The sequence below is a fragment of the Pseudomonas sp. FW305-3-2-15-E-TSA4 genome, from assembly GCF_058787295.1.
In genome coordinates this window covers 135,636-161,104 of sequence record NZ_JBYSZP010000001.1, presented here as the reverse complement: position 1 = coordinate 161,104, position 25,469 = coordinate 135,636, and the positions used below count along the sequence as shown (strand labels likewise).

Below are 25,469 nucleotides of genomic sequence, written 5' to 3'. Positions count from 1 at the left end.
GTGCCCCGGAAGAAATGGAACAGAACATCACCCGGCGGTTGGCCCGCCGGGTGATAGAACCATTAGCGCACTGGTGGTGCGTACTGAATGCCGCCGTTGGTCCACAGCGCGTTCAGGCCACGGTCGATTTCCAGCGGAGTGCTCTTGCCGAGGTTTTTCTCGAAGATTTCACCGTAGTTACCGACCTGCGAAACGATTTTCACAACCCAGTCCTTCGGCAGTTTCAGGTCCTTGCCGTATTCACCGTCAGCACCCAGCAGACGAGCGACGTCCGGGTTCTTGGTGGATTTGGCTTCTTCCAACACGTTTTTCGACGTCACGCCGGCTTCTTCAGTGTTCAGCAGCGCGTAGCCAACCCAGCGAACGATCGCCAGCCACTCGTCGTCACCGTTACGCACGACCGGGCCCAGTGGTTCTTTGGAGATGGTTTCCGGCAGCACCACGTAGTCTTTTGGCGAAGCCAGTTTGCTGCGCTGTGCGTACAGCTGCGACTTGTCGGAGGTCAGCACGTCGCAACGACCGGATTCCAGCGACTTGGCGCTTTCATCGGAGGTATCGAAAGTGATCGGGGTGTACTTCAGGCCGTTGGCGCGGAAGTAGTCGGACACGTTCAGTTCGGTGGTGGTACCGGCCTGGATGCAGATGGTTGCACCGTCCAGTTCCTTGGCACTTTTCACGCCCAGCTTGTTGTTGGCCAGGAAGCCCACGCCGTCGTAGTAAGTGATGAAGCCCGGGAATTTCAGGCCCATGCCGGCGTCACGCGAGCTGGTCATGGTGGTGTTGCGCGAGAGCAGGTCGATTTCGCCGGACTGCAGCGCGGTGAAGCGCTCCTTGGCGTTCAACTGGCTGAACTTGACCTTGTTGGCGTCGCCGAATACGGCAGCGGCCACAGCGCGGCAGACGTCAGCGTCGATCCCGAGGATCTTGCCCGAAGCGTCCGGCACCGAGAAACCCGGCAGACCGTCGCTCACGCCACACTGCACGAAACCTTTCTTCTGCACGGCATCCAGGGTTGCACCCGCCTGAGCGAACCCGCTGACGCCGAGTACTGCTGCTGCAGTCACGACCGCCAGAGTGGATTTCAACATCTTCATTCAAACCTCCAGTTTTGCTCTTGTTGTGTCGGAGCTTGAGTCCAGTCGCACCCTTTTGAGGCGTTGTTGACCCGTGTTGGCTTTTTTTGGGGTCAACCGACGTAAGACCTTCGCTATGAGTCTAGTAGGAGAAAATCCACATCATGGACAACTCACTTCTCACCAATCGGCCGAACGGGCTGTAGCCCTTTCACGTTCGCTTTGCCCGTAGCGGCCATTGGCGAACATCCATCACCGGATTCTTTGCAATCCCGTCGCAAGACGTACACTGATAGTGTTACCGCAAGGCGTAGGACGCTTCGTACAGAATCCTCCATAGCAAAGCCCGTACCACACCGCTTGCTGAAGCGATTGCGCGACAGGTCAATAGCAAAACTTGTAGCCTTGCGACATCTTCTTAACGGATCGACCGGACGCGCACCTCAATCACGCACTTATTGAGAGCGCCCGCACATTTTTGGAGCAGCCATGACCGAGCCCCTGATTCTTCAACCCGTAAAGCCTGCAGACGCCTGCGTAATCTGGCTGCACGGCCTCGGCGCGGACCGCTATGACTTCTTGCCGGTCGCCGAAGCGCTGCAGGAAAGCCTGCTGACTACCCGCTTTGTATTGCCGCAAGCGCCAACCCAGCCCGTCACCATCAATGGTGGTTACGAGATGCCGAGCTGGTACGACATAAAGGCCATGAGCCCGGCGCGGTCGATTGACCGTGAGCAGTTGGAAGCGTCGGCGGATCGCATCATTGAATTGATCGAAAAGGAGCGCGCCAGCGGAATAGACGCTTCGCGGATTTTTCTCGCCGGGTTTTCCCAAGGGGGCGCCGTCGTTCTGCACACCGCTTATATAAAGTGGCAAGGCCCGTTGGGTGGCGTACTTGCCCTCTCCACCTATGCCCCGACCTTCACTGACGAGATGGAGCTTTCAGCCAGTCAGCAGCGTATTCCCGCGCTATGCCTGCACGGCCAGTTCGACGGCGTGGTGCAGAACTCGATGGGGCGCAGCGCCTATGAGCATTTGGTGAAGCATGGTGTCACCGTGACATGGCAGGAATACCCAATGGAGCACGAAGTGTTACCCGAAGAAATTCGCGACATCGGCGTCTGGCTGGCTGAACGCCTGCGTTGATCGTTTCAGCTGCATCGCCCCTTTGATCATCCCACTACGCCGCGCCCGTTTCTTGCATTACACTGGCCGGCGTACATTCCTTAACCAATTGATGAGATGACCGTGCTCAAAGCACTCAAGAAAATGTTCGGTAAAAGCGAGGCTGAGCAGCTCGCGCCAGTCCCCAGTGCGCCGTCGCACGCCCCCGGCCCTCGCAGCGATGCGCCCAAGGCTGAACGTCCGGCTCCGGTAGCGACACCCCAGCCCGAGCCGCAACCTGCCGGCGCCACCGAACCGGTCCGCGCCGAAGCGCCGAAACCACCCCGGCCGCGCCGCGAACCGAAGCCTAAGGCACCGGTCATTCCCTGGAAGCTCGAAGATTTCGTCGTCGAACCTCAGGAAGGCAAAACCCGCTTTCACGATTTCAAGCTCGCTCCGGAACTGATGCACGCCATCCAGGACCTGGGCTTCCCGTACTGCACGCCGATCCAGGCGCAGGTGCTGGGTTTCACCCTCGCCGGCAAAGATGCCATCGGCCGTGCGCAGACCGGCACCGGCAAGACCGCCGCGTTCCTGATCTCGATCATCACTCAGTTGTTGCAGACGCCACCGCCGAAAGAACGCTACATGGGTGAACCCCGTGCGCTGATCATCGCGCCGACCCGTGAGCTGGTGGTGCAGATCGCCAAGGATGCTGCCGACCTGACCAAGTACACCGGCCTCAACGTCATGACGTTCGTTGGCGGCATGGACTTCGACAAGCAGCTCAAGCACCTCGAAGCTCGTCACTGCGACATCCTTGTCGCCACCCCGGGCCGTCTGCTCGACTTCAACCAGCGCGGCGACGTGCATCTGGACATGGTCGAAGTGATGGTGCTGGACGAAGCCGACCGCATGCTCGACATGGGCTTCATCCCGCAAGTGCGGCAGATCATTCGCCAGACCCCGCCGAAGTCCGAGCGTCAGACCCTGCTGTTCTCCGCGACCTTCACCGAAGACGTGATGAACCTGGCCAAGCAATGGACCACCGATCCGGCAATCGTCGAAATCGAAGTCACCAACGTGGCCAACGAAAACGTCGAGCAGCACATCTATGCCGTGGCCGCGGCTGACAAATACAAACTGCTCTACAACCTGGTCAACGATAACGGCTGGGAGCGCGTGATCGTCTTCGCCAACCGCAAGGACGAAGTGCGCCGCATCGAAGAGCGCCTGGTGCGCGACGGCATCAACGCCGCGCAACTGTCCGGCGACGTGCCGCAGCACAAGCGCATCAAGACCCTTGAAGGCTTCCGCGAAGGCAAGATCCGCGTGCTGGTGGCCACCGATGTCGCCGGTCGCGGCATCCACATCGACGGCATCAGCCACGTGATCAACTTCACCCTGCCGGAAGTCCCGGACGACTACGTGCACCGCATCGGCCGCACCGGTCGCGCAGGCGCTGACGGCGTGTCGATCAGCTTCGCCGGTGAGGACGACTCCTACCAGTTGCCGTCGATCGAAGAAAAGCTCGGTCGCAAGATCAGCTGTGAAACACCGCCGACGCACCTGTTGCGCGCTGTTGAGCGCAAGCGTCCGCAGCCGCAGTAAACGACCCGTAACGCAAAAAGCGCAGCCGGCAACGGACTGCGCTTTTTTTTGCCCGGCGTTTTCAACAGGCGCTTGCGGTAGACAACTAAAAGTCCATAATGGACAAATTAGTTTACATCCAGACCGTGGAGCCTGACATGACCAGTACACCCTACGTGATCGACCATACCCAGGCCCGCGAGCTGCTGGCGCGCATCGACGTGCCGCAGATCCTGCGCAAACTGTTTCGCGACCTCGCCGCCGGCCACGCCGTGCAACCGGCGCAGCAGTTGGTGGAGTTTCCGCAGGGCGCCGGCGACTTCATCAATTATCTGGGGGTGCTGGCCGAGGACGGCGTGTACGGGGTCAAGACCTCGCCGTACATCGTCCGCGAGCAAGGGCCACTGGTGACAGCGTGGACCCTATTAATGTCGATGAAAACCGGCCAACCGCTGCTGCTTTGCGATGCCGGCGAGCTGACCACCGCACGCACTGCAGCGACCACCGCCGTTGCAGTCGATACCCTCGCCCCGCTGAAGGCCCAACGACTGGCAATCATCGGCAGCGGCAAGGTTGCTCAGGCGCATCTGCATTACGTGAAAGGTCTGCGTGACTGGCAGAGCATCAGCGTGTATTCGCCGAGTCTGTCTGAAGACGCTGAAACCCGGGCGCTGCTGAAAGAGATCTACCCGGGGGTGAAGATTGCCGACAGCCGCGATGTCGCCTTCACGGACGCGGACGTGATCATGCTCTGCACCTCGTCCGCCGGCCCGGTCATCGACCCGGCCAGCTTGAGCAAACCGGCGCTGATCACCTCGATCAGCACCAACGCACCACGCGCCCATGAGCTGCCGCCACAGAGCCTGGGCGACATGCAGGTGTTCTGTGACTATCGTCTGACCACGCCGGGCTCGGCCGGTGAGATGTTGATCGCGACCGAGCAGCATGGCTGGAGCAAGGATTCGATCATCGGCGACCTTGCCGACCTGCTCAGTGAGAAAGTGCCGCGCCCCGGTTACGACCGTCACGTATTTTTCCGTTCAATTGGCCTGGGCCTGGAAGACATTGCGCTGGCGAATGCGGTTTATCAATTAAATAACTGACACCACACATCCCATTGTGGGAGCGGGCTTGCTCGCGAATGCGGTCTGACATTCACCGAAGATGTCGACTGATACACCGCTTTCGCGAGCAGGCTCGCTCCCACAGTGGACTAGTGAACGCCTTGATATTGCGTAAACACCGGAGACCTTTCATGAGCCAGGCAGATTTCATCATCATCGGCGGCGGGATTGCCGGCGCTTCCACCGGTTTCTGGCTGTCGCCCCACGCCAAAGTGATCGTGCTCGAACGTGAATCGCACCCGGCCTACCACTCCACCGGACGTTCCGCCGCGCTGTACACCGCCGCCTACGGTACGCCGCAGGTGCGTGCGCTGACGCTGGCCAGCCGTGAGTTTTTCGACCAGCCGCCAAGCGGCTTCTGCGAGCATTCATTGCTGACGCCGCGCGGCGAAATGACCGTGGATTTCAGCGGTGACGCCGCCGAACTGCACAACCAGTACCTCAGCGCCAAAGCCACAGTGCCAGAGATGCAGCTGCTCAGCGCCGACGAAGCCTGCGCCCGTCTGCCGATCCTGCGTCGGGAAAAAGTCCACGGCGCGATCTACGACCCCACCGCCAGCGACATCGACACCGACGCTTTGCATCAAGGCTACCTGCGCGGTATCCGCCGCAACAACGGCCAAGTACATACCGATTGCGAAGTGCTGGGCCTGACGCGCGACGCCGCTGGCCTCTGGCAGGTGCAAACCAACGGTCAGACCTTCAGCGCGCCGGTCATCATCAACGCCGCCGGCGCCTGGGCTGACCAGATCGGCGCGCTGGCTGGCGCCCAGGCGCTGGGCCTGCAACCCAAGCGCCGCGCAGCGTTCATTTTCGCCGGCCCCGAGGGCGTGGACATTCATCACTGGCCGATGCTGGTCAGCCTCGACGAATCGTTCTACATGAAGCCCGACGCCGGGATGTTCCTCGGCTCGCCGGCCAACGCCGATCCGGTCGAACCGCATGACGTGCAACCGGAAGAGCTGGACATCGCCATGGGCATCTATCAGATCGAAGAGGCTACGACCCTGACCATTCGCCGCCCGACCCGCATCTGGGCCGGACTGCGCAGCTTCGTTGCCGACGGTGATCTGCTCAGCGGTTTCGATCCGCAGGTGCCGGGGCTGTTCTGGGTCGCGGCCCAGGGCGGTTACGGTATTCAGACTTCACCGGCCATGGGCCAGGCCAGCGCGGCATTGGTGCGTGATCAGCCGTTGCCTGAGTCATTGCGGCAGTTCGGCCTGAGCAGCGCCATGCTCTCCCCTTCACGACTGCGCTGATGGCCCCTGCGGATGACGCGCCCAACGGATTGCGGCACACTCGCAGCGCCCCCGTGCACGGGGGCGCTGACGCCGCCTGGAGCTCCACAATCATGACCGCCCCCGAAATCGATCCGGCACTGGATAACTTCCGTGCCATCGCCGACGCCATCGCCACGCTGTTCTTTCCCCACGCCGAGGTGGTGCTGCACGACCTGCGCACGCAGAAGGTCGACTACATCGCCAACAACCTGTCCAAGCGCGAGATCGGCGACGATTCATCGCTTGAAGACATGCTCAGCGAGGAGGTCAGCGAGCGCAACATCGGCCCGTACGAAAAGCTCAATTGGGACGGCCAGAAAATCCGCAGCCTGAGCACCGTGCTGCGCGACGGTGAAGAGCGGCCACTGGCGGTGCTGTGCATCAACCTGAATATTTCGCTGTTCGAGAATGCCAAGGCCGCGCTGGATCTGTTCCTGTCGCCGAGCAAACTGATCCCGCAGCCGGATTCACTGTTTCGCGATGACTGGCAGGAACGCATCAACACCTTCCTCCACGCCTGGCTGCGCGAGCGGCAGCTGAGCCTGAATCTGCTGACCCGCGATCACAAGCGCGAACTGGTGCTGGCGCTGCACGCTGAAGGCGCGTTCAAGGGCAAGAGCGCCTCGAACTATGTGGCCAATGTGCTGAACATGGGGCGGGCGACGGTGTACAAGCATTTGAAGGAATTGAAGGGCTAGGATCCATAAGCTGTATTGCCTGATCCGTCCCTTTCGGGAGCAAGCCCCCTCCCACATTTGAATGCGTTCCCCTGTGGGAGGGGGCTTGCTCCCGAAGGCGGACTATCAGTCGCCGTAGATGTCGGACTTGAAATACTTCTGGGAAATCTTCTGATACTCGCCACTCGCCCGAATCCCGTCGATGGCCGTGTTCAACTCACTGACCAGCTCGGTATTGCCCTTGCGCACCGCAATCCCCGCGCCCTCGCCCACGTACTTCGGATCCTTCAGCTCCGGCCCGACAAACGCATAGCCCTTGCCGCGTGGCATCGACAGGAAATCGTTCAGCGGGATGGTGTCGGCGAAAATCGCATCGAGCCGCCCGGCCGCCAGGTCCATGTAGATTTCTTCGTTATTGCCGTAGCGCTTGACGTTGATGCCCTTCGGTTCGAACACCTCGGTAGCATAACGATCGGTGGTGGTGGCGCGCTGCACGCCGACGGTCTTGCCCTTGAGGCTGGCGTACTGGTCATCGACCGTGGCGCCTTCCTTCATCACCAGTCGCGACGACGTGAAATAGTACTTGTGGGTGAAATCCACCGACTTCTTGCGGTCTTCGTTGATGGTCATCGACGACAGCGCCATGTCGATTTTCTTCACTTTCAGCGAAGGGATCAGACCATCGAACTCACCCTCGATCCACACACACTTGACCTTCATCTGCGCGCACAGGGCGTTGCCGATGTCGTAGTCGAAACCGACGATTTCACCCTTGTCGGTTTTCGAAGCGAACGGTGGATAAGCGGCCTCGATGCCGATGCGCAAGGTTTTCTCGGCGGCAAACGAGCTGGTGCACGCCAACAGGCTCAGGGCCAGACCGGTGATCAGGGGGAGTTTCTTCATGTTCGTTCTCTCGCGGGTTGTTGTTGGTTTGGCAAGACAGAAGAAAAGAGCTGAAAGGGTTTTTTTGTACTTGTAAATCCATACTGGACTTTTACGTACAAGCCGTCAATCGGGCAGGCAGTCAGGATATTTTTGTGTGGCGAATGACGCCATCGCGAGCAGGCTCACTCCTACAGGGGAACGCATTCCAACTGTAGGAGTGAGCCTGCTCGCGATGACTGACTTGAGGACGACGCGGGTTTTACTTCTTCCAGCGATCCGCAGCGGCATGATCACTGTCACGCCCCTCGACCCAGCGCGGGCCGTCACTGGTGTTCTCTTTCTTCCAGAACGGCGCGCGGGTTTTCAGGTAGTCCATGACAAAGGCGCAGGCGTCGAACGCCGCCTGGCGATGGGCACTGGCCGCACCGACAAACACGATCGGCTCGCCAGGCTCCAGCGCGCCGATGCGGTGCAGCACTTCCAGCTTCAGCAACGGCCAGCGCTGCTCGGCCTCGACGGCAATCTTGCCGAGGGCTTTTTCGGTCATGCCCGGATAATGTTCGAGGAACATCCCGGCCACATCCAGCCCGTCATTGAAGTCGCGCACGTAGCCGACAAAGCTCACCACCGCGCCGACACCGACATTCGCCGCGTGCATCGCGTTGACTTCAGCGCCGGGATCGAACGCCATGGACTGCACCCGAATCGCCATGCCTCAGCCTCCGGTCACGGTGGGGAAAAACGCCACTTCGTCGCCATCGCTCACCGGCTCGTCGAGCGGGCACAGGTCTTCGTTGCGTGCGCACATCAGGTTCTGTTCGCTCAGCACTTCGGCACCCTGGCGTTGCGCGAGCAGCGCACGCACAGCGTCGACCGTGGCGAAATCGCCTTCGACCTCCACCGAGTCCACGCCCAGTGCTTCACGATAACGGGCAAAGAATTTAACCGTCAGCTTCATGGCTGCTCCGCCTGAAAATGCCCGCTCTTGCCGCCAACCTTCTCCAGCAGACGCACGCTTTCGATGACCATGCCGCGGTCCACCGCTTTGCACATGTCATAGATGGTCAGTGCGGCGACGCTGGCAGCGGTCAGTGCTTCCATCTCTACGCCGGTCTGCCCTGACAGCTTGCAGCGGGCGACGATGCGCACACTGTCGTCACCTTCAGCGCTGAGTTCAACCTTGACCCCGGTGAGCATCAGCGGATGGCACAGCGGGATCAGATCACTGGTTTTCTTCGCCGCCTGAATGCCGGCAATGCGCGCCACGGCAAACACGTCGCCCTTGGGATGGCCGCCGCTGACGATCATCTGCAGGGTTTCGGGGAGCATGCGCACCAGCGCTTGGGCCGTCGCCTCACGGAACGTCACGGCTTTTTCGGTGACGTCGACCATGTTGGCGCGACCTTGGGAATCGAGATGAGTCAGCACGGGATTACTCCTGATCAGGAGCAGGGATTGTAAACCTGTGGGTCAAATTTCCGCATCACTGATTATGAATTCACCGTTGCACCCTGTGGGAGCGAGCCTGCTCGCGAAAGCGGATTCAGATTCACTATAGATGTCGACTGATACACCGCATTCGCGAGCAGGCTCGCTCCCACAGGGGATATGCATTTATCAATAAAAAACCGGGCGGCTTTTGAGCCACCCGGTTTTGTTGGAAGAGTTACAAATGCGATTCGGCGTATTCGGCCAGAATCGAACGTGGCACCCCTTGCAGGGTGATGTGCACCCCGTTGGGGAAATCCTTGAAGCGTTCGGTCAGGTAGGTCAGCCCGGAGCTGGTCGCGGACAGGTAAGGGGTATCGATCTGTGCCAGGTTGCCCAGGCACACCACTTTGGAACCGGCGCCGGCCCGGGTGATGATGGTTTTCATCTGGTGCGGCGTGAGGTTCTGGCATTCGTCGATCAGGATCAGGCTCTGCTGGAAGCTGCGACCGCGAATGTAGTTGAGCGATTTGAACTGCAACGGCACTTTGCTGAGGATGTAATCGACGCTGCCATGGGTGTTTTCGTCATCCATGTGCAAGGCTTCGAGGTTGTCGGTAATGGCGCCCAGCCAAGGCTCCATTTTTTCCGCTTCGGTGCCGGGCAGGAAGCCGATTTCCTGGTCCAGGCCCTGCACGCTGCGGGTCGCGATAATGCGGCGATAGCGTTTGCTGACCATGGTCTGCTCGATCGCCGCAGCCAGCGCCAGAATGGTTTTACCGGAACCCGCTGCACCCGACAGGTTGACCAGGTGAATGTCCGGATCCAGCAACGCATACAGCGCCAGGCTCTGGTAGATATCGCGCGGTTTGAGACCCCAGGCTTCCTGATGCAGCAGCGGTTCCTGATGCAGGTCGAGGATCAGCAGCTTGTCTTCCTGGATTTCCTTGATCCAGCCGACAAAGCCTTGTTCGTCAATGATGAACTCGTTGATGTGCACCGCCGGCAGGTTGTCGATCAACTGCACCTGATGCCAGGTGCGGCCGTGATCCTGACGGGTTTCGACCTTGCTCACGCGGTCCCAGAAGGAGCCGGTCATGTTGTGGTAGCCGTTGGGCAGCAGGGACACGTCATCGACCAACTGGTCGGTGCTGTAGTCCTCGGCATCGATCCCGCAGGCGCGCGCCTTGAGGCGCATGTTGATGTCTTTGGTGACCAGCACCACGGCCTTCTTCGGATCACGGGTGTGCAGGTCGATCAACTGGTTGATGATTTTGTTGTCGTTCAGATGCTCGGGCAGAATCAGGTTAGACTCGGCCTGTTTGCTCATCAGAATTGACAGCAAGCCCTTTGGCCCGCCCTTGCCGCGCTGGATCGGCACACCCAGTTCAACGTCCTCGGGGGAGGCATCGCCCAGGGTCTTGTCGATCAGCCGGATCGCCTGGCGGCATTCGGCAGCAACGCTGTGATGGCCGCTCTTGAGCTTGTCCAGCTCTTCGAGCACGGTCATCGGGATCGCGACGTGGTGTTCTTCGAAATTCAGCAGGGCATTTGGATCGTGAATCAATACGTTGGTATCGAGTACATAAAGGATTGGCTGGTTGGAAGAAGGGCTACGTCCGTGATCATCCATACTCGGTCACCTTTGTGGGAGCCATTCGACGCAATACCTGGGCGGTGCTGCGCCTCGAAGTGACTGCCGAATTCATCCACGAGGGACTGGATGAACTGCACACAAAAGGAGTCTTGGAAGACGCCACCTGTGTTGCAGGTTTCGGCGGTCTGTCTTCGTAATACTCCAAAACCCATGACATAAAAAAGCACTTTGACGGTTTTTTTAAGTTTATTTTGCAGAGTGACGAAAAGCCCTTGGCGGACCGTCCAGACCCCGCTAAAGTCGGAAGTCCGCCTGCATCGAATTCTCTAGAAAAATCGCCCCAAGCCCAATGTTTCCGGGCTTTTTCCGTTTATCAGCGAAACCCGTCCTGACAGTCTTCAAAGCCGATGCCGCTTTGCGCAGTTTGCGTGATCAGCCACGGCAACGCGGTCTTCACCGCATCCTGTTTCATGTTGAAATTGATCACCCCGTGACGCCACAGCAGCATCAGGGTCAGCACCCGCTGCGCACTCTGCGCGCCCTTGAGCTTGCCGGCGCCGTCCTGGGCGTCGATGTCCCACAGCGCCACTTGCAGGCCCTGATTGCGGAAGAAGCTGCCGGCATCACTGCGGCGCTGTCCCTCCGGCGGACGGAACAGCGGCGCATAGTTTTCCGGCAACTTGTTCTTCACCAGATCGGCGCTGCGGCGCACCGAGTCCTGCCAGTCCTGCCAATAGCTGTGGGAACGGAACTCCCAACCCTGCACGCCGACACACTGTTTCGAGAACTCCGATTGCAGGTTGCTCACCGAGCGATCGGCCAGACGCGCCTGCACATCCTTGCCCAACAGGAAGAACGTGCCGCTGAGATTGGATTTGCGCAGGTAGTCGGCAATCCAGTCGGTGTTGTCCGGCTGCAGATTGGCGGCGCTGTCGAAGCTCAGCAGAAACAGTCGATCGTGCATCTCGTCACCATTGCGCTCGTAGTCGCCGAATTGATCGACTTCGCTGCTGGTTTGCGGTGACAGCGCGGCCTTGCGCATCAGCTCGTCCAGATACTGCAGATGAAACAACCGGCTCGGCTCGGCCCACTTGGTGTAATAGCTGTCGTCGCTGACCACGAACTTGGCGGCCTGCTCGCGCAGGGTCGGCAGGTCTTCGACGAGGAAGCAGAACGAGGCATCCTGATCGCAGCTCTGCTGGGCGAAGTTGTAGTTGGCCAACAGACGTTCCCAGAGCCGCTGGCGCAGGCGGCTGATCGCGTCGACGTTGACCGTGCGCAGCCCAAGGCGCTGGGCCAGCGCGGCCTCGTCCAGCGCCTCGGTGCCGAGCAGGCCACGGGCGAACATGAGGATTTCCGCGCGCGAGGCGACGTCGAACAGCGTCGGACTGCTCAGTTGCTCCGGCCAGGTGCTGCGATCCAGCGTCGCCACATCGCCCGGCGCCGCCATGGCCCCGAAGCTCAACAGCCACGCGGTGAATAAAAGAACAATGCGCAAAGGGGTGTCTCCATAACCAAACCCGCGCGGCACTATAGCTGATGTGCAAGCTTCAAGGACGCTGCCCTCACCCCAGCCCTCTCCCGGAGGGAGAGGGAGCCGATCTTCATGTTTTCAAACCTGAGTTCGACTGGATATTTCAGGTCGATGTATGACTCTAGAACAACACGGTCAGCTCCCTCTCCCTCCGGGAGAGCGCTGGGGTGAGGGGAAAATCCACCAGCCGTCGCAAAAGCCCGAGCTTCCTGATACCTATTACCCTCATAGCTGGAGTCCACTCGGCCAACCCCCTAGAATCGCCCCCACGATTAAAGGAGACGACTTCATGCTGATGGTGATTTCCCCCGCCAAGACCCTCGATTACGAAACACCGCCGGCGACCCAGCGCTTTACCCAGCCGCAATACCTCGATCACTCTCAGGAGCTGATCCAGCAGCTGCGCGAACTGAGCCCGGCACAGATCAGCGAACTGATGCACGTGTCCGACAAGATCGGCGGCCTGAATGCCGCGCGTTTCGGCAGCTGGACGCCCGCCTTCACCCCGGAAAACGCCAAGCAGGCGCTGCTCGCGTTCAAGGGTGACGTGTACACCGGCCTCGACGCGCAATCGTTCAGCGAAGCTCAGTTCGACTATGCGCAAAAGCACTTGCGCATGCTCTCCGGTCTCTATGGCCTGCTGCGTCCGCTGGACCTGATGCAGCCGTATCGTCTGGAAATGGGCACCAAACTGGCCAACGCCCGTGGCAAGGACCTGTACGCGTTCTGGGGTACGCGCATCAGCAAATGGCTCAACGAAGCGCTGGCCGATCAGGGCGACGATGTGCTGCTGAACCTGGCCTCCAACGAGTACTTTTCGGCGGTCAAACGCAGCGCCCTGAACGCCCGGATCATCAACACCGATTTCAAGGACCTGAAGAACGGCCAGTACAAGATCATCAGCTTCTACGCGAAGAAGGCCCGCGGCCTGATGAGCCGTTTCGTGATTCAGGAAAAAATCAACGATCCTGCCCTGCTCAAGCAGTTCGATGTGCAGGGTTATCGCTACAGCGCCGAGCAATCGAAACCGGACAATCTGGTGTTTCTGCGCGACCACGCCCCGGAATAAAGCATGCCCATTGCACGACTCTTTCTATAAAGAGTCGTGCAGCTCGCACGACGTCAAAAATCCCTCGCAACATTTCGCCGTTTTATTGGCGCCATAAAATCGTCCTGCCCAATTCTAATTTTAGTTTCACTCGACAGCCGCACTTTTTTTCAGTAGTGGCACGTAAATTTTTTTACGGTAGTGGCACAAAACTATCTAGCTCGATTACGCACCGATTAACAAAGGCCCAAATCGAAAGTGCTATCAAATTGAGACCAGTGCCATCTTTGGCAATATTTCAAAAAATTTCAGATTTCGCGATGAGCGGGTAGGAACTATGTCCAAATGCATAGCTCATACCACCGGTAACGATTCTCGCCGAGTTTGTACGAGATAACTTACGCAGAGCGGAGAACCATGTAACCAAGTTGTCACAGCAACTTGCCTAGATGGTTCACTCATCTGATCAACTAACGATGGATAGGTGATACGCACCATAAACATCCTCTACAAGGCCAAGGCTGCGCCCCTGTAATTGTGCTCGCCTGAGCACCCAACCGCTTGATCTACGGGCCTTTCGTCCGACATCAGGTGGACTGAACACATGCACAAGAGTCTTCCAGCAAGAAGATCCGCTGCATAACAGGGCAAGTCATAACAACTAAGGCCTAGTTGCGCACATCTTGAGTGCACTTATTTAGACACTCGGAACTTAGTATGCCTGCACACGGCATTGTGGCGCCTGTATGCCGCACTTTCGAGTGCACTATGACCGCTGAACACCATTAACTCCGGCCATCTAATGGCTTGATAAAACACAGAGGTAATTGCGATGCGCATCAGCATATTTGGTTTGGGTTACGTTGGCGCAGTGTGTGCCGGTTGCCTGTCTGCACGGGGCCATGACGTGGTTGGCGTCGATGTTGCCAAAGACAAGATCGACATGATCAACGCCGGCAAGTCGCCGATTGTGGAACCGGGTCTGGGCGAACTTCTGGCTCAGGGTATCGAGACCGGTCGTCTGCGCGGTACGACCAACTTCGCCGAGGCGATTCGTGACACCGACCTGTCGATGATCTGCGTCGGTACGCCGAGTAAGAAGAACGGCGACCTGGAACTGAACTACATCGAGGCGGTGTGCCGCGAGATCGGTTTCGTACTGCGCGAAAAAACCACCCGCCACACCATCGTGGTACGCAGCACCGTGCTGCCGGGCACCGTCGCCAACGTGGTGATCCCGATCCTCGAAGACTGCTCGGGCAAGAAGGCCGGTGTCGATTTCGGCGTCGCGGTCAACCCGGAATTCCTGCGTGAATCCACCGCGATCAAGGACTACGACCTGCCACCGATGACCGTCATCGGCGAGTTCGACAAGGCCTCGGGCGACGTTCTGCAATCGCTGTACGAAGAACTCGACGCGCCGATCATCCGCAAGGACATCGCGGTCGCCGAGATGATCAAGTACACCTGCAACGTCTGGCACGCAACCAAGGTCACCTTCGCCAACGAGATCGGCAACATCGCCAAAGCGGTTGGCGTCGATGGTCGTGAAGTGATGGACGTGGTCTGCCAGGACAAGACCCTCAACCTGTCCCAGTACTACATGCGCCCGGGCTTCGCCTTCGGTGGTTCGTGCCTGCCCAAAGACGTGCGCGCCCTGACCTACCGTGCAGGTTCGCTGGACGTCGAAGCGCCGTTGCTCAACTCGCTGATGCGCAGTAACGAATCGCAAGTGCAGAACGCCTTCGACATCGTTGAAAGCCACGACAAACGCAAAGTCGCCCTGCTCGGTCTGAGCTTCAAGGCCGGTACCGATGACCTGCGCGAAAGTCCGCTGGTGGAACTGGCCGAAATGCTGATCGGCAAGGGCTACGACCTGAGCATCTACGACAGCAACGTCGAGTACGCCCGTGTTCACGGCGCGAACAAGGACTACATCGAGTCGAAGATCCCGCACGTGTCGTCCCTGCTCAACTCGGACTTCGATTCGGTGATCGACAACTCCGACGTGATCATCCTCGGCAACCGCGACGAGAAGTTCCGCGCGCTGGCCCAGGAAGCGCCGCAAGGCAAACAGGTCATCGACCTGGTCGGCTTCATGGCCAAAGCCACCAACCCGGGTACTCGCACCGAAGGTATCTGCTGGTAAGTCAGCCTTCCGGCCGGGGGATTTGAACCCTCGGCCGGTTCTTCGCCTGCCTTAACCCCATCGGGCCACCCGACAGGCTCGCCCGAGATAGAGACGGATGCAGATTATGCACAGGCTAAAGCACGGCCTACTTCAGGCCGCCGGTTGGCTGTTTTACCTCAGTTTGTTGTTGGGCCTGGCCTTGATGCTGCCCACGTCCACGTTCGACTCCGAGTCGAAGGACTTTATTTTCCTGATTGGCGCCGTGGGTATCTGGCGCTACTCGATGGGTGCAACGCACTTTGTGCGCGGCATGATTTTTCTCTACATCGTTTACCCGCACCTGCGCCGCAAAGTGCGCAAGCTGGGTAAGGCGGCGGACCCGTCGCATGTGTTTCTGATGGTCACCAGTTTCCGTATCGACGCGCTGACCACCGCGCAGGTCTACAGCTCGGTGATCCGCGAAGCCATCGACTGCGAACTGCCGACCACCGTGGTCTGCTCGATCGTCGAAATGTCCGATGAGCTGCTGGTCAAGGCGCTGTGGGCGCGGATGAATCCGCCAGACCGCGTGAAGCTCGACTTCGTGCGCATTCCCGGCACCGGCAAGCGCGATGGCCTGGCCTACGGTTTCCGCGCGATCTCCCGTCACCTGCCGGACGACCGCGCCGTGGTGGCCGTGATCGACGGCGACACCGTGCTCGGCGAAGGCACCGTGCGCAAGACCGTGCCGTGGTTCCAGCTGTTCGGCAATGTCGGCGGCCTGACCACCAACGAGTTCTGCGAAGTGCGCGGCGGCTACATCATGAGCGAATGGCACAAGCTGCGTTTCGCCCAGCGCCACATCAACATGTGCTCGATGGCCCTGTCCAAGCGCGTGCTGACCATGACCGGACGCATGTCGGTGTTTCGTGCCACCGTGGTGACCGATCCGGAATTCATCGCTGACGTCGAAAGCGACTCGCTGCAACACTGGCGCCTGGGCCGTTTCAAGTTTCTGACCGGCGACGACAAGTCGAGCTGGTTCAGCCTGATGCGCCTGGGTTACGACACCTTTTACGTGCCGGACGCCGCGATCAACACCGTTGAGCATCCGCCGGAAAAGAGCTTCATCAAGGCCAGCCGCAAACTGATGTTCCGCTGGTATGGCAACAACCTGCGCCAGAACTCGCGAGCGCTGGGCCTGGGTGTGAAACGCCTCGGCGCCTTCACCTCGGTGGTGCTGTTCGATCAGCGCGTATCGATGTGGACGTCGTTGCTGGGGCTGACCGTGGCGATCATCGCCAGCTTCAAGTACGGCGGCGCGTTCATCCTCGCCTACCTGCTGTGGATCGGTATCACCCGCCTGATTCTGACCCTGCTGCTGTCGTGCTCCGGTCACCGGATCGGCCCGGCCTATCCCGTGATTCTGTATTACAACCAGATCGTCGGTGCGCTGGTGAAGATCTACGTGTTCTTCCGCCTCGACCAGCAATCCTGGACGCGCCAACCCACTTCCCTGACCCGTGATCTCGCCAGCTTTCAACGTTGGTTCAACACCTGGTCGTCTCGGACCATGACCTTCTCCGCCGGCAGCATTTTCGTCGCCGTGCTGCTGATGATGGTCTGACCTGCCCCTATTGAATTAACAAGGAAATCGCCCCCATGAATACCGCCGTCAACGCCAACGTAGTGCATGAATCCGAAGCCCAGCGTCAGCACGCCCGAGTGAAAATCCCGGCCAAACTGCGTTTCTTCGGTCCGGACCGAACGCCGGTCGAAGCGCGGGTCCTTGACCTGTCCGCCGGTGGTCTGGCGTTCAACGCCGGGCAACTGCCGCTGACCATCGGCGAGGTGTACAAGGCACGTCTGCAATTCGTCATCGACAACCTCGGTCTGGCCATGGACGTCGAACTTCAAGTGCGCTCCTACGATCGCCAGAGCGGCCGCGCCGGTTGCCAGTTCCAGAACCTGGAACCGCAGGATATTTCCACCCTGCGCCACCTGATCACTTCGCACCTGGCCGGCGACATCGTCAGCATGGGTGAAGTGCTGGCGACCCTGCAGCGCGACAACTTCACCAAGGCGCGCAAGGTCAAGGACGGCGGCAGCGGCATGACCCCGTTCGGGCGTCTGAAAGCCGTGACTTTCAGCGCCGGCATTTTCGCCATCGGTCTCGTCGCGTTCGGTTTCGTCTTCAAGTCGGTGTACGGCATGTACTTCGTCAGCCATGCGCAAGCAGGTCTGGTCAGCGTGCCGGGGATGAACATCACCATGCCGCGTGACGGCACGGTGCAGAGCCTGGTCAAGTCCGACGGCGTCGCCGCCAAAGGCGCGCCGCTGGCGACCTTCAGCACCAGCATGCTCGACGTGCTCAAGGGCCATCTGGACGAAGACCAGTTGCAACCGGCCAAGGTTGAAGAACTGTTCGGCAAGCAGATGACCGGCACCCTCACCTCGCCTTGCGATTGCACCGTGGCCCAGCAACTGGTGGCTGACGGTCAGTACGCGAGCAAGGGCGACGTGATCTTCACCCTGGTGCCGCGCAACACCCAGGCCACCGTCGATGCACGCTTCTCCTATCGCCAGTTCGGCGACGTGCGTCCGGGTACGCGAGTGAGCTTCCAGATCGCCGGCGAAGACCAGACCCGCACCGGCAAGATCGTCAGCAGCACCAGCCTGAAAAGCGCCGACCTGTCCTCCGACATCCGCGTGCAGATCCAGCCGGACGAACCACTGGACAGCAGCTTCGCCGGGCGCCCGGTGGAAGTGAACAGCGATCGTGGTCCGAACCTGAACTGGCTGATCGACAAAGCCATGGCTGCCGGTCTTTAAGTCGAGGACATGCCTGTGACTACTCCTATCTTGAACACACCGCCGAACCTGTGGGAGCGAGCCTGCTCGCGAAAGGATCAGCGCGGTTTGTCTGAAGTACCGAGTCGACTGCTTCGCGAGCAGGCTCGCTCCCACATGGGTTTGATGGTGTGCTCGCTGGCATTGGCGGTAAGTCTCGCCGGTTGCGCCGGCCTGCCCGACCAACGCCTGGCCAACGAAGCGCTCAAGCGTGGCGACACTGCCACCGCCGCGCAGAACTACCGCGCATTGGCGGATCTGGGTTACAGCGAGGCGCAAGTCGGCCTCGCCGATATCCAGGTCGACAGCCGCGACCCCGAGCAGATCAAACAGGCCGAAGCGACCTACCGCGCCGCCGCCGATGTTTCGCCACGGGCCCAGGCCCGTCTCGGTCGCCTGCTGGTAGCCAAGCCCGGGTCAACCGAAGCCGAGCACCACGAAGCCGAAAGCCTGCTGAAAAAAGCCGCCGCCAATGGCGAAGGCAACACGTTGATCCCGCTGGCGATGCTGTACCTGCAATTCCCGCACAGCTTCCCGAACATCAACGCGCAGCAGCAGATCGATCAGTGGCGCAAATCCGGCTACCCCGAAGCCGGTCTGGCGCAGGTGCTGCTGTATCGCACCCAAGGCACTTACGACCAGCATCTGGATGACGTGGAAAAGATCTGCAAGGCCGCGCTCAACACCACCGACATCTGTTACGTCGAACTGGCCACGGTCTATCAGAAACGGGCCCAGCCGGAGCAACAGGCCGAGCTGCTCAAGCAGATGCAGGCCGGTTACAGCCGTGGCACGGTCAGCGCGCAGCGCGTCGATTCGGTGGCCCGCGTGCTGGCTGATTCGACCCTCGGCAAGACCGACGAGAAGACCGCGCAGTCGCTGCTCGAACCGATCGCCCCGGGCTACCCGGCATCGTGGGTGACCCTCGCCCAGCTGCTCTACGACTTCCCGGAACTGGGCGACGTCGATCAGATGATGAAGTACCTGGACAACGGCCGCGCCGCCGACCAGCCGCGCGCCGAACTGTTGCTGGGCAAGCTCTACTACGAAGGCAAACTGGTGCCGGCCGACGTGAAAGTCGCCGAAGAACACTTCCAGAAAGCCGTCGGCCGCGAAGTCGCCGCCGACTACTACCTCGGCCAGATCTATCGCCGTGGTTACCTGGGCAAGGTCTATCCGCAGAAGGCTCTCGACCACCTGCTGACCGCCGCGCGCAACGGCCAGAACAGCGCCGATTTCGCCATTGCCCAACTGTTTTCCCAAGGCAAGGGCACCAAGCCCGACCCGCTCAACGCCTACGTATTCAGCCAATTGGCCAAGGCGCAGAACACCCCGCAAGCCGATGAACTGGCGACCACCCTGGCCGCGCAATTGCCGCCCGAGCGTCTGGCCGAAGCCCAGCGCCTGCTGCAACAGGAACAGGCCAGCCGTGGCGCCCTGAACCAGAACACGCTGCAACTGCACGCCCTGCAAGAAGAAGACGGCGAGGAATCCCTATGAAGTTGAATCCCTTTGTGAAGGCCGGCATTGGCCTCACGTTCGCGCTGATCTGGTCTTGCCCGACACTGGCCGCGATCACTGAAACCAAGAACTTCGGTCTGGAAGTAAAAATCACCGGCCAGTCCGAAGACGACCGCGACCTCGGCACCGCCAGCGGCGGTGACGTCAACGGTGTGGGCCTCGACCTGCGTCCGTGGGTCTACGGCGAAAGCGGCGCGTGGAGTGCCTACGCCATGGGTCAGGCTGTGACCTCGACCGACATCATCGAGACCGACACCCTGCAGCAGTCCGACGGTGAGCAAACCACCGACAACAGCGACCGCAAAACCAAGAAAAACTATCTGGCGATGCGCGAGTTCTGGGTCGGCTACAGCGGCCTGACGCCGTACCCCGGCGAGATGCTCAAGCTCGGTCGCCAGCGCCTGCGCAATGACGACGGCCAATGGCGCGACACCAACATCGAAGCGCTGAACTGGACCTTCGACACCACCCTGTTGCGCGCCAACGTCGGTGTCGCCGAACGCTTCAGCGAATACCGCACTGACCTCAAAGAGCTCGCGCCGAAAGACAAGGATCGCCTGCACGCCTACGCCGATGCCGCCTATCAGTGGACCCCGGGTAACTGGGTCGGCATTCGCGGTCATCACACCCACGACAACGGCAAGCTCGATTACGCCGAACCGGGCGTGCCCCGCGACACCCTCGACAAAACCCAGAACGGCGACATCAGCTGGCTCGGTCTGACCGCCGACAGCGACGCCTACAACTGGCGCAACACCAACACCGTCAACTACTGGGGCAGCATCACTGGCATGAGCGGCGACCTCGATTCGGTCAACCCGCTGAACGCCGATGGCAGCCGTCCGGCCCAAGCCAAGCGCAGTGATGACATCAACGGCTGGGCCACCGACCTGGGCGTGCGCCTGCGCCTCGATCCGCAGTGGCAGGTCGGTGCGGCCTACGCTCGCGCCAGCGCCGATTACCAGCAGAACGGTCTGGAAAGCAACCGCTCCAACTACACCGGTACCCGCTCGCGCGTGCACCGTTTCGGCGAAGCGTTCCGTGGCGAAATGAACAACATGCAGACTGCCACCCTGTTCGGTTCGTGGATGCTCAACGACCAGTACGACGCCAGCCTGATCTACCACAAGTTCTGGCGCGTGGACGGCAATAAGCCGGTGGGCAGCAACGGCATCAACGCCGTGGAAAACAACACCGACGACGTCACTGGCGCGATCCTCTCCAGCACCTCGCTGCCGCTGCAGGATGGCAACAAGGACCTGGGCCAGGAAATGGATCTGGTGGTGACCAAGTACTTCAAGCAAGGCCTGTTGCCGGCGGCGTTGAGCCAGTCGATCGACGAACCGTCGGCGCTGGTGCGTTTCCGTGGCGGCGTGTTCAAGCCGGGTGATGCCTATGGCAGCCAGGTCGATTCGTACATGCACCGCGCGTTCATCGACGTGATCTGGCGCTTCTGATGCAAACCGCCAAGGGAGTGCCCGACATGCACCATGCAAGGAAAGGCTCGCTCAGCCTGTTGGCCGGCGCCATGCTGCTGGCCTCCGCTGGCGCGTTCGCCACGGTGGAACCGGCCAAGCCTGTGACCACCGCCAAAGAGCTGCAACAAGCCAAGACCTACACCGTCAGCAGCGCGCCGACCGAGGCGCTGGAACTGGCCAAGCCGAAACTGCCCGACCTCTCCGGCTTCACCGCCGAAGCCGCTGCCGCGAAGATCAATCGCAGCAAACCGGGCAAGATCAGCGTGCGCCGGATGATGCAGGAAGACGCGCTGAAGGACTTCATCGGCGGCGACAACAAGATGGCCGAGTGGGTGGTGCGTCAGCACGGCATCCCGCAGGCGATCTTCGTCGACGACGGTTACCTGAACCTCAAGGATCTGGCGCAGAAGCTGCCCAAGCAGTACTTCAGCGAAACCGCGCCGGGCGTGTACCTGGCGAAGCTGCCGATTGTGGTCGGCCGTAAAGGCATCCTCGAAATCGACGGTCAGACCCAGGAGTTGCGCCTGTCGCAAGAGGCCGGTTCGTTCCTGGTCAACGACGGTCAGCTGTTCGTGCGTGACACCAAAGTCACCGGCTGGCGCGAGAAGGACAACGGCCCGGCGACCTTCCGTTCGCCGAAGGAATTCCGTCCGTTCCTGCTGGCCTGGGGCGGCACCGAGACCTACATCGTCAACAGCAAGATGGCCAGTTTCGGCTACGCCAACAGTAAGTCGTACGGGGTGAGTATTTCCCAGTACACGCCGAACATGGCCAAGGTGCTCAAGCGTCCCGAGCCGACCGGCTGGATCGTCGGCTCCGAGTTCTCCGACATGTGGTACGGCTTCTACTGCTACGAGACCCGCGACTTCGTGGTCAAGGGCAACACTTACAAGGACAACATCGTCTACGGCATCGACCCGCACGACCGTTCCCACGGTCTGATCATTGCCGAGAACACCGTCCACGGTACGAAGAAGAAGCACGGCATCATCATTTCCCGTGAAGTGAACGACAGCTTCATCTTCAACAACAAGAGCTACGACAACCACCTCTCGGGCCTGGTGATCGACCGTAACAGCGTCAACAACATCATTGCCTACAACGAGATCTACAAGAACCACACCGACGGCATCACCCTCTACGAGTCCGCCGACAACCTGCTGTGGGGCAACAAGGTCATCAGCAACAAGCGCCACGGCATCCGCATTCGTAACAGCGTGAACATCCGCCTCTACGAAAACGTCGCCATGGCCAACGGGCTGACCGGCGTCTACGGCCACATCAAGGACCTGACCGACACCGACCGTGACATCAAGCTCGACCCGTTCGACGCCCAGGTGTCGCTGATCGTGGTCGGCGGTGAACTGGCGGCCAACGGCAGCGGCCCGATGGCCATCGACTCGCCGTTGAGCGTCGAGCTGTATCGCGTATCGATGCTGGCGCCGACCAAATCCAGCGGCATCAGCTTCAACGGCATCCTTGGCGAGCGCCAGGATGAAATTCTCGACCTGCTGGTGCGCCAGCAGAAAGCCGTGCTGATCGACCCTGTCGAACGCCAGACCGAATTGCAGGACTGAGGATAATTTTATGCACCCACACTTGATCAAATTACTCAGCCTGTCGGCCCTGACCGTGGGCATTCTGGCGGCCAGCAATGCTGCCCGCGCCGATGACACGGCGGGCGCCACCCCGCCAAAATTCAGCGCCGAACCGTGCTGCAACCTGTGCCCGGCCGCCCATGACGCGAAGAACTACACCACGCGCTACCAGCAGAACTTCACCACCCTGGTGCAGGCGCAGGGCGACTGGCTGTTCCGTACCCAGGAAGATTTGCGCACCGAGTTCAACACCACTCCGGCCGGCTACAAACGCCTGCAACAGCTGCACGATGCGTTCAAGGCCAAAGGCGTCGAACTGGTGATCGTCTATCAGCCGACCCGTGGCCTGGTGAACCGCAACAAGCTCAATCCGCAGGAAAAAGCCGCGTTCGATTACGAGAAAGCGCTGGGCAACTACAAGACCATGCTCGGCCGTTTCGCGCAGATGGGTTACGTGGTACCGGACCTGTCGCCGCTGACCAACGAATCGCTGCCGGACACCCTGCCCGCCCACGATTTCTACTTCCGCGGCGACCAGCACTGGACCCCATACGGTGCCCAGCGCACAGCGAAAATCGTCGCCGAGAAGGTCAAGCAGATCCCGGCCTTCGCCGACATTCCCAAGCGTGAATTCGAAACCAAGCGCACCGGGCGCATGGGCAAGACCGGCACCCTGCACAACATGGCCGGGCAACTGTGCGGCACCAGTTACGCGATCCAGTACATGGACCAGTTCACCACCGAGCCGAAAGGCGAGGCCGGTGACGGCGACCTGTTCGGTGATTCCGGCAACCCGCAAATCACCCTCGTGGGCACCTCGCACAGCGGCAAGAACTACAACTTCGCCGGCTTCCTCGAAGAAGCCATTGGCGCCGACATTCTCAACGTCGCCTTCCCCGGCGGTGGTCTCGAAGGTTCGATGCTGCAGTACCTGGGTAGCGACGAATTCCAGAAGACCCCGCCGAAGATTCTGATCTGGGAATTCTCGCCGCTGTACCGCCTCGATCAGGAGACCATCTACCGCCAGATGATGTCGCTGCTCGACAACGGCTGCGAAGGCAAAGACGCACAAATGTCCGCCAGTACAACGCTCAAGCCTGGCGGCAAACAGGAACTGCTGGTCAACAGCAAGAACCTGAACCTGCAGAACAGCAGTCATCAGGTCGACATCCGCTTCGCCGACACCTCGGTGAAAACCCTGCAAGCCACCCTCTGGTACATGAACGGTCGCCACGAGGACATCAAGATCGAGAAACCGGAAACCTCCGACACCGACGGTCGTTTCGCCTTTGAGTTGCGCACGGACGAAGACTGGGCCTCGCAAAATCTGCTGGCAGTCGAAGTCCAAGGCCCGGAAGCGGGTACCGCGCCGCAAAAAGTCGAAGCGAAAATCTGCAAACGCAACGTATTCCCGGGCGCTGGGTCACAAACCGCTCAGCTCGGGCAATGAGGTCTGCTATGCGAAATCGAACGATCAAACACTTGCTTGCGCCATCCCTGCTGACCCTGGCGATGTTCGCCGGGGCCACTCAGGCCGCCGCACCACTGCGTCCGCCGCAGGGCTATTTCGCGCCTGTGGATAAATTCAAGAGCGGCGACAAGAGCGAAGGCTGCGACGCGATGCCGGCGCCGTACACCGGGCCGCTGCAATTTCGCAGTAAGTACGAAGGCTCGGACAAGGCTCGCGCGACGCTGAACGTGCAGTCGGAAAAAGCCTTCCGCGACACCACCAAGGACATCACCACCCTGGAGCGCGGCACCGCCAAACGGGTGATGCAGTTCATGCGCGACGGTCGTCCGGAGCAGCTCGACTGCACGCTGAACTGGCTGACCGCGTGGGCCAAGGCCGATGCGCTGATGTCGAAAGACTTCAACCACACCGGCAAGTCGATGCGCAAATGGGCGCTGGGCAGCATGGCCTCGTCGTACATTCGCCTGAAGTTCTCCGACTCGCATCCGCTGGCCACGCATCAGCAAGAAGCGCAGCAGATCGAGGCGTGGTTCAGCAAGATGGCCGATCAGGTGGTCAGCGACTGGGACAACCTGCCGCTGGAAAAAACCAACAACCACTCGTACTGGGCCGCGTGGTCGGTGATGGCTACCGCCGTCGCCACCAACCGTCGCGACCTGTTTGATTGGGCAGTGAAGGAATACAAGGTCGGGGTCAATCAAGTCGATGCCGACGGCTTCCTGCCTAACGAACTGAAGCGCCAGCAACGCGCCCTCGCCTATCACAACTACGCCCTGCCGCCACTGGCGATGATCGCCAGTTTCGCCCAGGTCAACGGTGTCGATCTGCGTCAGGAAAACAACAGCGCGCTCAAGCGTCTGGGTGACCGGGTGCTGGCCGGGGTGAAAGACCCGGATGCGTTCGAGGAAAAGAACGGCAAAAAACAGGACATGACCGACCTGAAAGAGGACATGAAATTCGCCTGGCTCGAACCGTTCTGCACCCTCTACACCTGCCCGGCGGATGTGATCGAGAAAAAGCACGGCATGCAGCCGTTCAAGACCTTCCGCTTGGGTGGCGACCTGACCAAGGTCTACGACCCCTCTCACGAGAAGGGCTAAA

21 protein-coding genes are annotated in these 25,469 nt (G+C 60.2%); 14 read left to right on the top strand and 7 right to left on the bottom strand.

The window, feature by feature from the left end; all coding sequences use genetic code 11:
- Positions 1-62 precede the first annotated feature (62 nt).
- On the bottom strand, positions 63-1,094 hold the full coding sequence (locus AC3WMV_RS00755) for an amino acid ABC transporter substrate-binding protein (RefSeq protein WP_007965188.1): 1,032 nt from the start codon (positions 1,092-1,094) through the stop codon (positions 63-65).
- 468 nt (positions 1,095-1,562) lie between these two features.
- On the opposite strand from AC3WMV_RS00755, the gene AC3WMV_RS00750 reads away from it, so the two are divergent.
- From AC3WMV_RS00750 to AC3WMV_RS00730, 5 genes are all read left to right on the top strand, one after another.
- A complete protein-coding gene (locus tag AC3WMV_RS00750) occupies positions 1,563-2,219 on the top strand; it encodes an alpha/beta hydrolase (RefSeq protein WP_103369080.1) in 657 nt (218 codons plus the stop codon).
- 96 nt (positions 2,220-2,315) lie between these two features.
- On the top strand, positions 2,316-3,788 hold the full coding sequence (rhlB, locus tag AC3WMV_RS00745; protein WP_103369081.1) for an ATP-dependent RNA helicase RhlB: 1,473 nt from the start codon (positions 2,316-2,318) through the stop codon (positions 3,786-3,788).
- Between the two features lie 137 nt (positions 3,789-3,925).
- Positions 3,926-4,870 (top strand): ornithine cyclodeaminase family protein, encoded by a 945-nt coding sequence (locus tag AC3WMV_RS00740; RefSeq protein ID WP_103369082.1) that lies wholly within the window; start codon positions 3,926-3,928, stop codon positions 4,868-4,870.
- A gap of 152 nt (positions 4,871-5,022) precedes the next feature.
- Positions 5,023-6,150 carry an NAD(P)/FAD-dependent oxidoreductase gene (locus AC3WMV_RS00735; RefSeq protein ID WP_103369083.1) on the top strand — a complete coding sequence of 376 codons (1,128 nt, stop codon included), beginning with the start codon at positions 5,023-5,025 and terminating at the stop codon, positions 6,148-6,150.
- Between the two features lie 92 nt (positions 6,151-6,242).
- The gene (locus AC3WMV_RS00730; RefSeq protein WP_103369084.1) at positions 6,243-6,869 is read left to right on the top strand and encodes a helix-turn-helix transcriptional regulator; all 627 of its coding nucleotides are present in this window, start codon (positions 6,243-6,245) and stop codon (positions 6,867-6,869) included.
- A 105-nt stretch (positions 6,870-6,974) separates the two neighbouring features.
- Here AC3WMV_RS00730 and AC3WMV_RS00725 read toward each other — a convergent pair whose 3' ends face one another.
- The 6 genes from AC3WMV_RS00725 to AC3WMV_RS00700 all read right to left on the bottom strand — a co-directional run bounded on the left by AC3WMV_RS00725 (position 6,975) and on the right by AC3WMV_RS00700 (position 12,208).
- Positions 6,975-7,751 carry an ABC transporter substrate-binding protein gene (locus tag AC3WMV_RS00725; protein ID WP_103369085.1) on the bottom strand — a complete coding sequence of 259 codons (777 nt, stop codon included), beginning with the start codon at positions 7,749-7,751 and terminating at the stop codon, positions 6,975-6,977.
- A gap of 241 nt (positions 7,752-7,992) precedes the next feature.
- Entirely contained in the window at positions 7,993-8,445 is a 453-nt protein-coding gene (gene moaE, locus AC3WMV_RS00720; RefSeq protein WP_103369086.1) for a molybdopterin synthase catalytic subunit MoaE, read from the bottom strand.
- Positions 8,446-8,448: 3 nt separating this feature from the next.
- Complete coding sequence (gene moaD / locus AC3WMV_RS00715; RefSeq protein WP_096795177.1) at positions 8,449-8,691, bottom strand: molybdopterin converting factor subunit 1; 243 nt, start codon at positions 8,689-8,691, stop codon at positions 8,449-8,451.
- Complete coding sequence (gene moaC / locus AC3WMV_RS00710; protein WP_095138249.1) at positions 8,688-9,161, bottom strand: cyclic pyranopterin monophosphate synthase MoaC; 474 nt, start codon at positions 9,159-9,161, stop codon at positions 8,688-8,690. Before moaC ends, moaD begins: the two co-directional genes overlap by 4 nt.
- A 238-nt stretch (positions 9,162-9,399) precedes the next feature.
- A complete protein-coding gene (locus AC3WMV_RS00705) occupies positions 9,400-10,794 on the bottom strand; it encodes a PhoH family protein (protein WP_027610931.1) in 1,395 nt (464 codons plus the stop codon).
- Positions 10,795-11,131: 337 nt separating this feature from the next.
- Positions 11,132-12,208, bottom strand: a complete 1,077-nt coding sequence (locus AC3WMV_RS00700) for a polysaccharide deacetylase family protein (RefSeq protein WP_409077742.1) — start codon at positions 12,206-12,208, stop codon at positions 11,132-11,134.
- 373 nt (positions 12,209-12,581) lie between these two features.
- Between AC3WMV_RS00700 and yaaA the strand changes: the two genes are divergently transcribed.
- The 9 genes from yaaA (at position 12,582) to AC3WMV_RS00655 (ending at position 25,468) form a co-directional block, all read left to right on the top strand.
- On the top strand, positions 12,582-13,361 hold the full coding sequence (yaaA, locus tag AC3WMV_RS00695) for a peroxide stress protein YaaA (RefSeq protein ID WP_103369088.1): 780 nt from the start codon (positions 12,582-12,584) through the stop codon (positions 13,359-13,361).
- Between the two features lie 811 nt (positions 13,362-14,172).
- Positions 14,173-15,489 (top strand): nucleotide sugar dehydrogenase, encoded by a 1,317-nt coding sequence (locus AC3WMV_RS00690; protein ID WP_047601441.1) that lies wholly within the window; start codon positions 14,173-14,175, stop codon positions 15,487-15,489.
- Between the two features lie 106 nt (positions 15,490-15,595).
- The gene (gene alg8, locus AC3WMV_RS00685; RefSeq protein WP_219738132.1) at positions 15,596-17,077 is read left to right on the top strand and encodes a glycosyltransferase family 2 protein; all 1,482 of its coding nucleotides are present in this window, start codon (positions 15,596-15,598) and stop codon (positions 17,075-17,077) included.
- A gap of 35 nt (positions 17,078-17,112) precedes the next feature.
- The gene (locus AC3WMV_RS00680) at positions 17,113-18,282 is read left to right on the top strand and encodes an alginate biosynthesis protein Alg44 (protein ID WP_103369089.1); all 1,170 of its coding nucleotides are present in this window, start codon (positions 17,113-17,115) and stop codon (positions 18,280-18,282) included.
- Between the two features lie 15 nt (positions 18,283-18,297).
- Positions 18,298-19,800 (top strand): alginate biosynthesis TPR repeat lipoprotein AlgK, encoded by a 1,503-nt coding sequence (gene algK / locus AC3WMV_RS00675; RefSeq protein WP_178085265.1) that lies wholly within the window; start codon positions 18,298-18,300, stop codon positions 19,798-19,800.
- On the top strand, positions 19,797-21,278 hold the full coding sequence (locus tag AC3WMV_RS00670; RefSeq protein ID WP_103369091.1) for an alginate export family protein: 1,482 nt from the start codon (positions 19,797-19,799) through the stop codon (positions 21,276-21,278). The genes algK and AC3WMV_RS00670 overlap by 4 nt, the downstream gene beginning before the upstream one ends.
- A 26-nt stretch (positions 21,279-21,304) precedes the next feature.
- Complete coding sequence (algG, locus tag AC3WMV_RS00665) at positions 21,305-22,876, top strand: mannuronan 5-epimerase AlgG (RefSeq protein WP_103369104.1); 1,572 nt, start codon at positions 21,305-21,307, stop codon at positions 22,874-22,876.
- Positions 22,877-22,886: 10 nt separating this feature from the next.
- Positions 22,887-24,347 carry an alginate O-acetyltransferase gene (locus AC3WMV_RS00660; RefSeq protein WP_103369092.1) on the top strand — a complete coding sequence of 487 codons (1,461 nt, stop codon included), beginning with the start codon at positions 22,887-22,889 and terminating at the stop codon, positions 24,345-24,347.
- An 8-nt stretch (positions 24,348-24,355) separates the two neighbouring features.
- Positions 24,356-25,468 (top strand): mannuronate-specific alginate lyase, encoded by a 1,113-nt coding sequence (locus tag AC3WMV_RS00655; protein ID WP_103369093.1) that lies wholly within the window; start codon positions 24,356-24,358, stop codon positions 25,466-25,468.
- Position 25,469 lies beyond the last annotated feature (1 nt).